At 70.0% G+C, this 13,651-nt stretch carries 12 protein-coding genes, 1 tRNA gene and 1 pseudogene; 2 read left to right on the top strand and 12 right to left on the bottom strand.

Annotated features, from left to right (window positions below; genetic code table 11):
- Positions 1–233 precede the first annotated feature (233 nt).
- Both C8E84_RS14660 and C8E84_RS14655 read right to left on the bottom strand, forming a co-directional pair.
- The gene (locus C8E84_RS14660; protein WP_159903237.1) at positions 234–1,787 is read right to left on the bottom strand and encodes an IS1634 family transposase; all 1,554 of its coding nucleotides are present in this window, start codon (positions 1,785–1,787) and stop codon (positions 234–236) included.
- Positions 1,788–1,948: 161 nt separating this feature from the next.
- On the bottom strand, positions 1,949–4,093 hold the full coding sequence (locus tag C8E84_RS14655) for a DEAD/DEAH box helicase (protein WP_159903235.1): 2,145 nt from the start codon (positions 4,091–4,093) through the stop codon (positions 1,949–1,951).
- A gap of 212 nt (positions 4,094–4,305) precedes the next feature.
- Here C8E84_RS14655 and C8E84_RS14650 point away from each other — a divergent pair.
- Positions 4,306–4,650, top strand: a pseudogene (locus C8E84_RS14650) (SCO6880 family protein); the annotation flags it as partial.
- A gap of 39 nt (positions 4,651–4,689) precedes the next feature.
- Here the strand turns inward: C8E84_RS14650 and C8E84_RS14645 are convergent.
- The 5 genes from C8E84_RS14645 to C8E84_RS14625 form a co-directional block, all read right to left on the bottom strand.
- Positions 4,690–4,902 carry a helix-hairpin-helix domain-containing protein gene (locus tag C8E84_RS14645; protein ID WP_211675614.1) on the bottom strand — a complete coding sequence of 71 codons (213 nt, stop codon included), beginning with the start codon at positions 4,900–4,902 and terminating at the stop codon, positions 4,690–4,692.
- Between the two features lie 100 nt (positions 4,903–5,002).
- On the bottom strand, positions 5,003–5,440 hold the full coding sequence (locus C8E84_RS14640; RefSeq protein WP_211675612.1) for a VOC family protein: 438 nt from the start codon (positions 5,438–5,440) through the stop codon (positions 5,003–5,005).
- Positions 5,441–5,444: 4 nt separating this feature from the next.
- Positions 5,445–5,915, bottom strand: coding sequence for an SRPBCC family protein (locus C8E84_RS14635; protein WP_159903231.1), 471 nt, complete (start codon positions 5,913–5,915; stop codon positions 5,445–5,447).
- Entirely contained in the window at positions 5,912–6,271 is a 360-nt protein-coding gene (locus C8E84_RS14630) for an ArsR/SmtB family transcription factor (RefSeq protein WP_159903229.1), read from the bottom strand. Before C8E84_RS14630 ends, C8E84_RS14635 begins: the two co-directional genes overlap by 4 nt.
- Before the next feature lie 230 nt (positions 6,272–6,501).
- A tRNA-Ala gene (locus C8E84_RS14625) sits at positions 6,502–6,574 on the bottom strand.
- Positions 6,575–6,642: 68 nt separating this feature from the next.
- On the opposite strand from C8E84_RS14625, the gene C8E84_RS14620 reads away from it, so the two are divergent.
- Positions 6,643–7,902 carry an AI-2E family transporter gene (locus C8E84_RS14620; protein ID WP_159903227.1) on the top strand — a complete coding sequence of 420 codons (1,260 nt, stop codon included), beginning with the start codon at positions 6,643–6,645 and terminating at the stop codon, positions 7,900–7,902.
- A 198-nt stretch (positions 7,903–8,100) separates the two neighbouring features.
- On the opposite strand, the gene C8E84_RS14615 is transcribed toward C8E84_RS14620, so the two are convergent.
- The 5 genes from C8E84_RS14615 to C8E84_RS14595 all read right to left on the bottom strand — a co-directional run bounded on the left by C8E84_RS14615 (position 8,101) and on the right by C8E84_RS14595 (position 13,637).
- Positions 8,101–9,036 carry a hypothetical protein gene (locus C8E84_RS14615; RefSeq protein ID WP_159903225.1) on the bottom strand — a complete coding sequence of 312 codons (936 nt, stop codon included), beginning with the start codon at positions 9,034–9,036 and terminating at the stop codon, positions 8,101–8,103.
- 168 nt (positions 9,037–9,204) lie between these two features.
- Positions 9,205–9,978, bottom strand: coding sequence for a GNAT family N-acetyltransferase (locus tag C8E84_RS14610; protein ID WP_159903223.1), 774 nt, complete (start codon positions 9,976–9,978; stop codon positions 9,205–9,207).
- Entirely contained in the window at positions 9,978–11,024 is a 1,047-nt protein-coding gene (moaCB, locus tag C8E84_RS14605) for a bifunctional molybdenum cofactor biosynthesis protein MoaC/MoaB (protein ID WP_211675610.1), read from the bottom strand. The genes C8E84_RS14610 and moaCB overlap by 1 nt, the downstream gene beginning before the upstream one ends.
- Entirely contained in the window at positions 11,017–12,237 is a 1,221-nt protein-coding gene (locus C8E84_RS14600; RefSeq protein WP_159903221.1) for a molybdopterin molybdotransferase MoeA, read from the bottom strand. The genes moaCB and C8E84_RS14600 overlap by 8 nt, the downstream gene beginning before the upstream one ends.
- Entirely contained in the window at positions 12,237–13,637 is a 1,401-nt protein-coding gene (locus C8E84_RS14595; protein ID WP_159903219.1) for a UTP--glucose-1-phosphate uridylyltransferase, read from the bottom strand. The genes C8E84_RS14600 and C8E84_RS14595 overlap by 1 nt, the downstream gene beginning before the upstream one ends.
- Positions 13,638–13,651 lie beyond the last annotated feature (14 nt).

The raw sequence follows: 13,651 nt of genomic DNA, 5'->3' as shown, positions 1-13,651 counted from the left end.
GGGCCAAGCAGCGGCTGGCCACCAGGGTAGTGCGCAGAGCGTGATCAGCCAGCGAACCCGCGGGCCTCGAGTGCGTCCGTGAGCATCGCCATGAGCGCCTCGAGCTGGAGGTCGGCGGAGGAGCCGACTTCCTCGTCCGAGCCGTCAAGTGCCCGAGCAGCCAAGCCGGCCTTGTCGTCGATGAGCTGAGCCAGGCGCGGGTCGATGGTCTGGGCCGCCCGAGTCGTGCCAATTTAGTGTGTCGCGCCGTCGTGACCGGTGGCGGTGAGGATGTCTCGGGCGGCGTCGGTGAGTGGGTCTGCGGCGGTGTGGGGGTGGCCGGCGATGGTGATGGTGATCTGCTGGATCGGACGGAGCGCGCGCACGATCTTCTTGATGCTCATGCCGGTCTGGTCTTGGAGGCGCCGGGAGATGGCCAGCGCGGCGAAGACGATGGTCAGGTGGGCCTCGATCGCGTCTTTGGTGTGGTGGAAGATCGGTCGGGCTCGTAGGTCGCTCTTGGACATCCGGAACGAGGCCTCGACCTGCCAGAGGTCGTGGTAGGAGCTGATGACCTCACCGGCGGGCATCAGCGCGGTGGGGATGTTGGTGACGTACCCCTTCAGGCCCTCGAGCCGGCGCGCCCGGGCCAGTGACGCTTGGTCCAGGGTGCGGGCACCGTTGCTGGTCTTGACGAACCGTGGGGTGCGGGCGGCCTTCTCCCCGGCGACGACGGCCTTGGCGCGGTTCTCCTGCAGGGTCAGCGTCTTGGCGTCCCTCGCGGCGCGCTTGGCGGAGTACGCCCACACCGCCCGCCACGACCCGTCATGCTCCTCGGGCTCCCACACCGGCTCTGCCCGCAATGTGGGGTCGTTGTCGGTGTTGCGGCCCCGGCGCGGGGTGAGGGTGTCGATGACCTGACCGTCGGTGAACGCGTCCCCGTGCCAGCGGAAGTGCGAGGCCAGGTCGATCGGGGCCTTGCTCACCCGTGAGCCGACGATGAACCGCAACCCGGCCTCGTCGAGCTCGCGCAGGTTCGCCGCGGACAGCATCCCCGCGTCGGCGACCACGACCATGCCCTCGATGCTGTGCCGGGCCGCAAACGCCGTGACGATCGGGATGATGGTCGCCTTCTCGGCCTTGTTGCCCTCAAAGCAGCCGACCTGCAGGGGGAACCCGTTCCGGTCCACCAGGAGCCCGACCAGGACCTGCGGGTCGACCCGGCGTTCCTTGGAATAGCCGACCTTGCGCAGGTCGTCCTCATCCTCAGCCTCGAAGTACAACGTCGTCACGTCATACAACACCAGCGACAGATCCCCTGCTGTGGAGGCGTGTTCGTAACAAGCGGCTGCCAAGGTGTCGCGGTACCCGCGAGCCTGGCAGCGCTTCAACGACCGGAACATCGTGCGCAGCGACGCGTGCTCGACCCCGATCTCCTCCAAGACCCGCAGCGAGTCCGCCTTCGAGGTCGGCTCGACGATCCTGGCCAGGACCATCTGCTCGAACGCGTCATCACCCACCACGTCAAACCCCAGCTCGCGGTACCCGCCAGTGAGGACCTGCCACAACAGCGCGCACCGCTTGCCGGTGATCACCCCCTGCCCCACCGGGCCCGCTGGCAGCGTCAACTCCAGCTCCCCCTGGCCCGGGTGCATCCGTGCCCGCGCGACCTCGAGCAGGGCGACCAGCTCCGCCGGCGTGCGTGCCGAGCCCACGTGCTCAATCACGTTGTCGCGGTCCCCGACACGCTCAGCGATCTGCACCGCTGTGGCCCCCGAGAAGGTCGGGACCTTCCGCACAAACACCACGACCACCGACCCTACCGGCCCGATTAGTGTGTCAACCTCCACCTGGGCAAGCCGCTGACCAGCGCAAATACTCGGCCCGACCCGGAATCACGCCGCGGTGGCACGAGTCAGGTTCCGGGGCCAAGCAGCGGCTGGCCACCAGGGTAGTGCGCAGAGCGTGATCAGCCAGCGAACCCGCGGGCCTCGAGTGCGTCCGTGAGCATCGCCATGAGCGCCTCGAGCTGGAGGTCGGCGGAGGAGCCGACTTCCTCGTCCGAGCCGTCAAGTGCCCGAGCAGCCAAGCCGGCCTTGTCGTCGATGAGCTGAGCCAGGCGCGGGTCGATGGTCTGGGCCGCGATGATCCGCCACGCCGTCACGGGCTCGGTCTGCCCGATCCGGTGCACCCGGTCGATCGCCTGCGTCTGCTCGGCCGAGGTCCACGACAGCTCGGCGAGCACGACGTTCGAGGCCACCTGCAGGTTCAGGCCCACGCCAGCAGCGGTGAGCGAGCACACGACCACGGAGACCTCGGGGTCGGTGAGGAAGGCCTCGATGTTCGCCTTGCGCACGGCCGGTGTCTGGTCACCGCGAATCGACGCGTAGCCGATGTCCCGCTTGGCGAGGGTCTGCTCGGCGATGTCCATGACGTCGATGTGCTTGGCGAAGAAGACCACCTTGCCGACGTTGCGCGCCAGCTGTGCGGCGTAGTCGGCGGCGAGGCCGGCCTTGGCCTGACCGATCTTGCGCATGACGGTGAACACGTTGTCGCCGGTGGTCGCCGTGGTGGCGTTCTTGCGTTCCCACTGCGCCACCTTGCGGACCATGTCGTGGTCGATGCCCTCGACGACGACGGAGACCGGGCGAGCGGCCAGCGCCGCGTCGTAGCGCTTCACCAGGCGGGCCGCGAGTTCCTGCTCGGCGGCCCGGATGGATCGGCTTGCCTCGTCATCGAGCTCGACCGGCAGGTCCGCGACCCGTCGGGCCGGGATGTCGGAGGCGACGTCGACCTTGCGGCGACGCACGATGCCCTGGTTGATGACACTCGTGCGGGCAGCGGCGTAGAAGCCGTGGTCGGCCGGGGTCAGCCCGGTCTCCTCGAGGGCCGCCATCAGGGCGTGGCGCGGCTTCGTGCCATCGATCCAGCCGAGGAACTGCCAGATCGCCTTGAAGTCCTCGATGTCGTTGATCAGCGGCGTGCCGGTGAGCGCCATGAACAGGGCGCGGGCGTGCTTCGACCTGATTCGCTCGGAGATCTCCAACACGTGCTGGGAACGCTGCGAGGACTTGTTCTTGATGAAGTGCGCCTCGTCGACGATCATGCCCCGGAAGCCGTGCGCCCCGAGCCAGCCGACGTGTCGGTCGAGGATCTCGTAGTTGACGATGACGATGTCGGCGAAGCCGTCGACGGTGTCCCCGTCGCCGTGGATGACCGTCGCTGTTCGTCGTGGCGTCCAGAGCTCGGCCTCGCGCGCCCAGTTCGCCTTGACGACGTTGGGCACGACGACGAGCAGCGGGAAGGCCTGAGCGGCATCGGCGGCCAACAGCGCCTGGGCGGTCTTGCCCAGACCCGGCTCGTCGGCCAGCAGGAAGGTGCGGTGGCCCTCGGCGGCGGCAGCGACCACCTGGGCCTGGTGGTGCATCAGCTCAAGGCCCTTGATGCCGTGCACCGCTCGCGTCGGCTCGGGCAGCGGCATGCACGTGGCGTCGCCGCCGTACTCGAAGGCGCGGAACAGGGGCGAGAGCAGCTCCCACCCACCGAGTCGGTTCGTCCGCGGCTTCGGCGCAGGAAGCGCCGAGAAGTCCGGCGCGAGGAACGGGTTCGCGAGCTGCCGGGCGATGACGGTCTTGGGCACCACTCCACGCGGCGACGCCGACGCGAACGGGGCGGTCGGCGAGACCACCGGGGTGGGCTCGGGTTCGGGTTCGCGGCCGGCCGCACGCAGCAGGTCGTTCTTCAGGTCGATGGCAGCGGACGACACGACTGCACCGTCGGTGAGCAGCTCGAGCAGCGAGGTGTCGCGTGCGGCGGTCTTCGCGAGGATCGTGGCGATGCCCTCGAGACGGGTCAGCATCGCGGTGCGCTCGGACTCGCTGATCGTGGTGTCCGCCTTGACGCGGGCGCGTTCCTCACGCACGAGCAGCGCCACGACCTGGTAGGCGGTGCGCTGGCTGGGGCGGACCTTGCCGCGCTGGGCCGCAGCCTCGACCTGGCGGACGGTCCGGGCCAGCACGGGGATGACGCCCTCGCCGTCGGGGGCGGCGGAACGTGCATGGTCGCGCGGTGCGGTGCGGGTCGCACCTCCACGGCGCGGAGCTCGCTGTGACAAGCGATCCTTCTCCTGAGTCAGGCACGACGGGACGGCGTCGGTGCCGGGTTGCGTCCGACGGGGAAGACCCTCCGCGCAGACCACCCGACATCGGGACTCACGCCGAACGCGTGCGTGGGCCGTGCCCAAATCCCCGTGCCACTGCATGTCGCCCCCGTCGACCGACGGGGCACCACCAAGCGTACGTGGTCATCGCCCGTGCTGGTAGCCGCACCCCGATGCGCTCCGACCAGGCCGCCCGCGACATCCGCAAGAAGAAGGTCGAGCACATCTCAGACCAAGCCCAGCGCGCGAAGATCGGCCAGATCGAGGACGCCTCGCAGACCGCCGAGTACCACGACGTGCTCCAGCAAGAAGCCGACCTCACCGCCGGGCACGGCATCCTGCGCTACACCGGCCTGATCGCCGTCTCCGCCCCCACCGTGGAGGAACTCGACGCTGCCGTCGCGGCCATCGACCAAGCCGCGATCCAAGCATCTTGCGAGACCCGGCTCCTCGTCGGCCAGCAAGCCGCCGCGTTCACCGCCGCCGCGTTGCCACGGTGTCGACAGGTCTGAGAGGCACGGCGATGAGGGGCGTTGTTCGAGAAGGGTTCGTCACTCCGCCCAGTCGATCCCGCGTTCGGCAAGCGCGTCGCTGAGGATTCTGACTGCTTTCGGCCCAACGCCGTGGAGCGCCAACAGTCGCTTCTTGCCGAAAGCTGCGACCTCAGCAAGCGTCGTGATGTTCTGAACCAGTAGGGCACTATTGGCCGGGCGACCAATTTTGGGAAGGTCGCCGATCTGCTCGGGAACGTCGCGCGTACTCACCATCTCAGAGTACTGAACGCTCCCGAGCTGCGGCTCCTACGCCCGCAATCAGTCGCGTGCGAGGCCACCAAGCCAGACGCGTGACATGCTCTGGCCCGGTCTAGCGGAGGGCTTGCGCGAGGCCGACGAGGATGCCTTCGGGTCCGCGGACGTAGCAGAGCCGGTACACATCCTCGTACTGGACGATTTCGCTGCTGACGAGTTGCGTACCGTGCTTCTCGACACGAGCGAGCGTGTCGTCGATGTCATCCACTTCGAACATGGCGCGCAGGTAGCCGAGTGCGTTTACGGGCGCGGTGCGGTGGTCTTCGACGATGGCCGGTTGGATGAAGCGGGAGAGTTCCACGCGGCCATGCCCGTCGGGCGTGCGCATCATGGCGACTTCAACGCGCTGATCGCCCAGGCCGGTGCAGCGTCCGGCCCAGTCGCCTTCTGCCAAGGCGCGGCCTTCCAGTTCGAGTCCAAGGTCGGAGAAGAAGTCAACGACCGGGGTGAGGTCGGCAACGACGATGCCAATGTTGTCCATCCGGATGCTCACGGCGTCAATCCAAGTTCTCGCCAGCGAGGTGGCGTCCGAAGTTGGTGAGAGCTTCGTCCCACCCGTCGTAGACGAACCCGTCGCCCGGCTTTCCCTCGATGCCACGAAGGTGGAAGACCAGTTCGGTGCGGTCGCCGTGCGGGATGAAGGTAAGCGTGATGATCGGGGCGTCATCGACAGCGGCGTCCGGGTCACCCCAGGTGAAGACGAGCCGGTCGAACGGTTCCACCTTGAGGTACTCACCGCCGGTGGGAAACTCTTGCCCCGTGTCCGCGTTCGTCATCGTGTAGCGAAATCGGCCGCCCACGCGCACGTCGAGTGAGACGCTGTCGGTCGCGACCCCGAACGGGTGCTGCCAATGCGCCAGCTCCGATTCGTCTGTCCAAGCCCTCCACACGAGCTCGCGGGGGGCGTCGAACAGGCGTGTGATCGAGAATTGCGGCACGTTTGCGCCGGAGAGGTCTGTGGAGTTCATGATTCTGCTTCCTCGGTGGTGGGTGTCGGCCTGGTCTTCATCGTCTGGAGATGGGCGTCGAGCGCATCGAGGCGTAGGTTCCATTCGCGGCGATGCTTCTCCACCCATGCGGAAGCCTCGTCGAGCGGTTTGGCCTGCATGGACAGCGTTCGCCATTGGGCCTTGGTAGTGCGCGTGACCAGCCCTGCCCGCTCTAAGACCTTCAGGTGTTGCGAGATCGCCGGTGCGGTCACTGCGAACGGTGAGGCCACCTCGCCGACGGTCGCTGGTCCCTGGGCGAGCGTCGAGAGGATCGCGCGACGCGTTGGGTCGGCGAGCGCGGCGAATACCAGGCTCAGCGAGTCCGTTGCGGGCACTTCATCACATCCTTAATTAAGTATTGCCTTTATTAGAGCAGGATGTGTCGGGAGAGTCAAGGTCTTCATCGACGAGGACAAGGAACTGCGAGTCGAACACAACCGGCCCTTCGAGATGCTCCTCGATCCCCAGGTCAACGCCAACGCTCTGACCTGGGCCGCAGATGCGAACAAGGCCCGAACCTCGACCAACGTTTCCGTTGGCAAGGGTTCGAGCCTTGTGCGTGGGGTGGAGCTGAGGGGATTCGAACCCCTGGCCTTCTCATTGCGAACGAGACGCGCTACCAACTGCGCCACAGCCCCGAGAGCGACGCAACGATAACACCGCTGACTCGGGACGTCGAAACCGCTGGGCGACGTAATATCGCGCCATGCGCTTTCGCCGTCCCGCTTCGACCGAGGTCGGGGCCACCCCCGGCGACCCCCGCCCAACCAACCCACCGGCATCCACCCCCGTGCTCCTGGTCCCTGCAGCCGTCGACGCCGACTGGTCGGTGCCGTCAGGGGTGCGCAAGGCCAGTGAGTGGGCGTGGCGCGGTCTGGTCATCGCCGCCGCCCTCGTGGCGGTGCTCTACCTGATCAGCCTGCTGTCCGAGATCGTCATCCCCCTGCTGATGGCCCTGCTCCTCGCGGCCCTGCTGCAGCCGGCCTTCCGGTGGCTGGCCCGCTTCATGCCCCGCGGGGCCGCCGCGGGTCTGACCGTGGTCGGCACCCTCGTGTTCGTGTTCGGCCTGCTGTCCTTCGTGGGGTCGCAGCTGACCAGCCAGCTCGACGACATGACGACGAAGGTCGCCGACGGCATCGACCAGATCCGCCGCTGGCTCAACAGCACGTTCGGCATCACCGACACCCAGCTCGAGGGCTACATCGACAGGGCCCGCGAATGGCTGAGCTCGCAGAACCTCGCCGACACCGCGACCTCCGCCGGGCTCACCGCCACGCACATCCTCGCCGGGTTCTTCCTCGCGCTGTTCGCCCTGTTCTTCTTCCTCTACGACGGCGCCACCATCTGGCGCTGGGTGACCCAGCTCTTCCCCCGCGGCGCCCGCGCCAGGGTGCGCTCCTCCGGCGACATCGCCTGGGTCCAGCTGTCCTCCTTCACCCGCGCGACCCTGCTGGTCGCCGCGTCGGACGCCATCGGCATCGGTGTCGGCGCTGCGATCCTCGGCGTGCCGTTCGCCTCCGGCATCACCCTTCTCGTGTTCTTCGGCGCCTTCATCCCGGTGGTCGGTGCGGCCGTCTCCGGCACGGTGGCCGTGATGCTCGCGCTCGTGGCCCTCGGGCCGGTGCAGGCGCTGATCATGCTCGCCATCGTCATCGGGGTGCAGCAGTTCGAGAGCCACGTGCTGCAGCCCTTCCTCGTCGGCCGGGTCATGCGCCTGCACCCCCTCGCGATCCTGCTCGCCATCGCCGCTGGCATCGTGCTCGCCGGCATCGTCGGTGGTCTCATCGCCGTGCCTGTCGTCGCCGTCCTCAACGCCGTGGGCCACCACCTGCTCGACGAAGAGGACGGCGAGTCCGAGCACGTCGGTGCCGCTGCCGCCGACGAGGCCCACGTGCTCTCCAGCAGCGAGGCCGAACGGGCCGAGCAGGCCGTCGATGCGACCGACTTGGCGGAGCAGGGCGAGTAGCCGCACGGCGCTTCGAACAGGAACGCAGCAGTTCCGAGCGGACGCAGAAGTTCGGATGCCGCGCGGACGTTCGGATGGAACGCAGAAGTTCGGATGCCGCGCAGCAATTACCGGATGGTGGCTGAACTACTGCGTCGACCCTGCGTCGGGGCGATCACTCCCCTGGGCCGGTCCCCCAGCCCTTGCCCGGCGGGTCGGTCAGGCGCCGGCGGCGCGGCGGCCGTCGAACACCGGGCTCTCGGACTCCGACTGGCGCTCGGCGAGAGCGGGGGTCGCGGTGACCTCGGCCGGCTCGACCTCGGGCCGCGGTGCCATGGCCTTCATCGTGTAGGTGGGACGCGGCACTGGCACGGGGTTCCAGGTCAGCGGCATGTCGTCCTCGTCGAGGATCGGCACCATGACCTGCGGGGCGACCGGAGCGGCAACGGGCTCGACGGACGGCGCCTCGACGGAGGCGACCACGGCTGAGACAGGCTCGACGGGCGCGGATGCCGTGGCACCGGTTGCGGGCGCCATCGTGGCCGTGGCAGCCGCTGGTGCGTGGCCGGATGCGGTCGCACTGCGTCGGGCTGCGGGAGCCGTGACCGGAGCGGTCCTGCGCAGTCGAGCGAGCTCGGCCTGACGACGGCGGTGGGCCCGGGTCAGCGCCGCCTGTGCACGCACGCCGGAGCGAACCCACGCCAAGGACGCCCCGAGCAGGACGAGCGGAACGAGCGGGGCCCACGCGGCGAGGACTGAGAACAGCGCGAGCGGCAGGCTGATGAGCAGGGCTGCCGCGACGGCCAGCAGGGTGATGCCACGAACGCGGCGGCTCGGGCTGACCTGCGGGCGCGCCGAGCGCACCGGACGCGAGTCCACTCCGGCAGCGACCCGCTCGGTGACGAGGGGCGACCCGGTTGAGCGGGAGGATCGGGCGGGGTGCACCGCGTACGCGCGTGGTCCGGCCGGCTCGGCCGTGACCGGGGTCGAGGGCGTAGCGGAGTCACGCTGGTCGAGCACCCGCATGGCCGAACTGAACTGGTCGACCGAGCGCGCGGTCGAGATGTGGTCGCGCCGGCGCACCTGGTAGTGCACGAAATAGGCAGCCCACACCCCCAGGAGGAGGACGAAGATCAGGCTCGACGGGGACTGCACGACTAGAACGGTAGGCGTGCTCACCCGCTCGACGCCGGACCCCTGTCGGTGTGTCGCACAAGTGACTGCTGTGACTTCTGGGATCAAGCCTCATCGAGGGGCCGTACCTGAAGTGACCTATTGGTCGATGTGGGCGCCAGCGTGCTGGGCAGGCGTACCCGCAGTGACCTATTGGTCGATGTGGGGGCGGATGCCGGGCAGCGTCTCCGGCGCCGACCGTGCGGCCGCCAGGCGGGTGAGCCGGTCCGTGAGGGTCTCACCGTCGAGGTCCTCGGTCGTCAGCGCGAACGAACGGTGGTCTCGCCATGCCCCGTCGATGTGCAGGTAGTTCAGCCGCAGCCCCTCGTCCCGAAAGCCCAGCTTGCGCACGACGGCCAGGCTCGCGGTGTTCTCGGGGCGGATGTTGACCTCGATCCGGTGCAGCCCGAGCGCGTCGATCGCGTGGTCGCCGGCGACCGCGAGCGCCGTGGGGATGACCATCCGACCGGCGACCGAGCGGCTCACCCAGTACCCGACGAGGCAGGAGCGGAACGACCCGAGCATGATGCCGCCGATCGACAGCTGTCCGACGAGGCGCCCCTCCGCCTCGACGACGAACGGCATCGACCTGCCGGCGCGGGCCTCCGCGTCGTAGTGCGCCACCAGCTCGGCGAACCCGCGCAGGGGCGCCGCGGGGTCCGGTGAGGTGGCGTCCCAGGGCCCGAGCCAGGCCGCGTTGGCCCGGCGCACCGAGTGGAACACCGCTTCGTCCGCGACGGTCAGCGGCCGCAGCACGAGGTCGGTGCCGAGCGGCGTGCGCCCGGTCAGCCGCAACGGCCACTCGATGCCGGCGCCGGAGTCACCGTCCCGACCCTGCGCCGTCCCTTCACCACCGGCGCCGCCGACGGAGTCGCCCCCCGCACCGGCGAGCCGAGCCGCCCCCCGGCGAACGGCATCCCACATCAGTGGTCGCCGCCGCGCACCTGGCTCAGCGTGTGCGGCAGCACCTCCGCGAGCACACCCAGGGCGTCGCGGACCCCACCGCTGGAACCGGGCAGGTTGATGACGAGCGTGTGCCCGGCGACACCCGTCAGACCCCGTGAGAGCACCGCTGTCGGCACCCCCTTGGCCACCCCCCGGGCCCGGATCGCCTCGGCCAGCCCCGGGACCTCGTAGTCGAGCAGGGGCCGCGTCGCCTCGGGGGTGCCGTCGGTCGGGGTCAACCCGGTGCCGCCGGTGGTGACGAGCAGGTCGGGCGAGGTGGCGAGGGCCGAGGCCAGCGCGCGCCCCACCGACGGGCCGTCGGGCACGACGAGCGCGTCAGGCACCTCGGCACCCCACGCACGCAAGGTCTCGACGAGCACGGCACCACCGCGGTCGGGGTAGACCCCGGCGGCGGCGCGGGTCGAACACGTGATGACCACCGCGCGCGCCCCGGCGAGCGACGGGGTCGGCGGGCGCGGCCCGTGGCGCGCCGACCTCGAACCGGTCGCGACGGCATCCGAGACGTCGGGCTCCTCCCAGTCGCCGGACCGTCCGCCGGACTTCGCCGTGACCCGGATGTCGGTGATGCGGGCGTGCTTGTCGACCGCCTTGACCATGTCGACGAGCGCGAGCGCCGCGACGCTGACCGCGGTGAGGGCCTCCATCTCGATACCCGTGCGGTCGGCGGTGCGGACGACGGCGCTGATGCGCACCCCCTCGTCGACGACGTCGAGGTCGACCTCGACGGCGTGCACCACGACGGGGTGCGCGAGCGGGATGAGGTCGGGGGTGCGCTTGACGGCCTGGATGCCGGCGACCCGGGCCACGCCGAGCGCGTCCCCCTTCGGGACCGCGCCACCGCGCAGCGCCGCGACGGCCGCTGCCGACAGCAGGACCATGCCGGATGCCGCGGCCCGCCGGGCGGTGACCTCCTTGGCGGAGATGTCGACCATGTGGGCGGTGCCGTCGGCCCGGACGTGGGTGAGCCCCGACGTGGTGCGGGCCTTGCTGGTGGAGTCAGTCACGCGGGCGATTTTGCCCCAGCAGCGGCAGGCACCGCACGAGACTCCCCGCGGTGACGTGCTCGACGTCGGCCGGCACCACGGCGAGCGCCGTCGCCGCGGCGAGGGCACCGAGCACGTGCGACCCCTGCCCGCCCGACGGCGAGACCTGCCCGGACCGTTCCGTCACGCGCGTGAGCTCGACCTTGCCGGCGACCGTCGGCCACCCGACGCCGGCCTGCGCCTCGAAGGAACCGTCGTCGTCGGGGTCGAGCCCGGCGAGGCGACGCAGCACCGGCAGGACGAAGACGTGGAACGAGGCGAACGAGCTGACCGGGTTGCCGGGCAGGGTGATGACCGGGGTGCGGTGCGCACCGAGCAGTCCGCTGCCCTGCGGCATCCCCGGGCGCATCGCGACCTTGACGAAGTCGACGCCACCGTCGGCGGACAGCACCTCCTTGACGGTGTCGTACACCCCCATCGAGACCCCGCCGCTCGTGATGACGAGGTCGGGCGAGCCGGGAGGCGCGTCGACGAGGGCGCGAACGGCATCCACCTCGTCGCGCAGGTGCACCCCGGCCGCGACCTCGGCCCCGGCCGCCTCGACCAGGGCCCGCAGCATGACGTGGTTGGAGTCGACGATCTGCCCGTGCGCGAGGGCGGATCCGGGGGCGACCAGCTCGTCACCGGTGGACACGACGGTGACCCGCGGCCTCGGGTGGACGGGCAGCTCGGCGAGATTGGCCGCCGCCGCGATCGCGAGGTGCCCCGGGGTGAGCCGGGTGCCGGCGCGCAGCACCACCGACCCGGCGGTGATGTCCTCGCCGCGGCGGCGGACGTGACGCCCGACATCCGGGTCCAGGAACAGCGCGACCTCCCGCGAGCCACCGTCGGTGAGCTCGACCGGCACCACGGCGTCGCAACCCTCGGGCAACGGCGCACCGGTCATGATCCGCATCGCGTGGCCGGCCGCGAGGACGTGGTGTGTCGTGTCGCCGGCGGCGATGTCGCCGCTGACCGGCAGGACGACGGGGTTCTCGCGGCTCGCACCGGCGAGCTCGCCGGCACGCACGGCGTAGCCGTCCATCGCCGAGTTGTCGAACCCGGGCAGGTCGACCCGGGCCGTGACGTCCTGCGCGAGCACCAACCCGAGCGCAGCCACCACGGGCACCGGGGTGGCCGGCAGCGGCGAGACCAGGGCGAGCACGGCGGCCCGGTGCTCCTGAAGCGTGCGCATCACACGTCCCCCTCGAGGCGTGCCCCGTCGGGGATCGTTCGCACTCCCCCGGTCACCCGCACGTCGCCGGTGCACACGACGTCGGCGCCGAACGTCGCGTCCGCCTCCACGCGCAGGCTCGTGCACTCACGAATCGACGGGACGCCGCGCGGGAACCGCTGCTCGAACCCCTCGACGTGCCGGTAGGCGGGGCCGAGGTCGATGAACGGCTCCGGGTGGGTGATCGTCGACTCGACCTCGCACTCGGGGGTGAGCCGGTAGAGGTCCGAGCCGATGAGCAGCAGCTCGTTCGTCGTCTTGACGGGGCGGAACCTGCTGCGATCGACGGCCAGCGCCCGCGAGCCCTCGAACAGCTCGACCGCTGCCCCCATCGACGACTCGATCTGGATGACGGGGGTGCTGTCCGGCCGGGTCGGGTCGACGGTCTTGCGGTTGACGATGATCGGTAGACCGAGGATGCCGCCGCGCTCACCGAGGTGCCGTGCGAGGACGTCGAGATCGATCCAGAGGTTGTTCGCGTGGAACCAGGGGTGACGCTCGGTGTCCTGGAAGTAGTGGTCCTCGCCGGGCGCGACCGCCGCGCTGTCACGCAGTACGAGCCGTCCGTCGCTGCGCCTGACGGCGAGGTGCCCACCCTTGCGATCGTTGTGCGTTCGCGGGCAGACCTCGGTGACGTAGGGGATGCCGTTCTCGGCCATCCACGCGGGAACGGCGCCCTCACACGTGGCGCCGAGGTTGTCGGCGTTGGACAGGAAGGCGTAGCGGTAACCGCGCTCGCGCAGGCGGTCGAGCAGGCCCGAGGTGTAGAGCGCGACGTACAGGTCGCCGTGACCGGGAGGGCACCACTCGAGCTCGGGGTCATCCGGCCACTGCACCGGGGAGAGGTCGTCGGCGCGCAGCTTGGGCTCCATGCTCTGGAGGAAGTCCAGCGGCAGGTCGTCGACCGGCAGGTCGTCGTAGCGCCCGAGGATGTCCAGGGACTGCTCGCGCGTGCGGAACGAGTTCATCAGCAGCAACGGGGTCTCGACGTCATGGCGTCGACGCAGGGCCAGGACCTGGCGGGCGATGATGTCGAGGAAGGTCAGGCCGTCGCGCACCGGCAGGGCCGACTTGGGCCCCCGGATCCCCATCCCCGTGCCGAGGCCGCCGTTGAGCTTGACGATCACGGTGCGCCCCAGCGCCTCCCGGATCGCGACGTCGTCGATCGCACCGGCAGACCCCGCGACGACGTCGTCGAGGCGGGTGACCTGCTCGAGGGGGCTGATGCTGTCCTCCGGGATCAGCCCGGTCACCTGCGAGCGCACCTGCTCGTGGAACCGGCTGAACACGTCGATCGCCACCCCGGGAACCCCCGCCGAACGCATCTTCTCCGTGGCCGCCTCAAGCCCCTGCGTCGTCATGCCCGCAGCCTACG

This window comes from Ornithinibacter aureus, assembly GCF_009858245.1.
In the GTDB taxonomy this organism is placed as follows: Bacteria; Actinomycetota; Actinomycetes; order Actinomycetales; family Dermatophilaceae; genus Fodinibacter; species Fodinibacter aureus.
The sequence above is the reverse complement of the archived record's forward strand: the minus strand, read 5'-3'. Positions and strand labels throughout refer to the sequence as shown.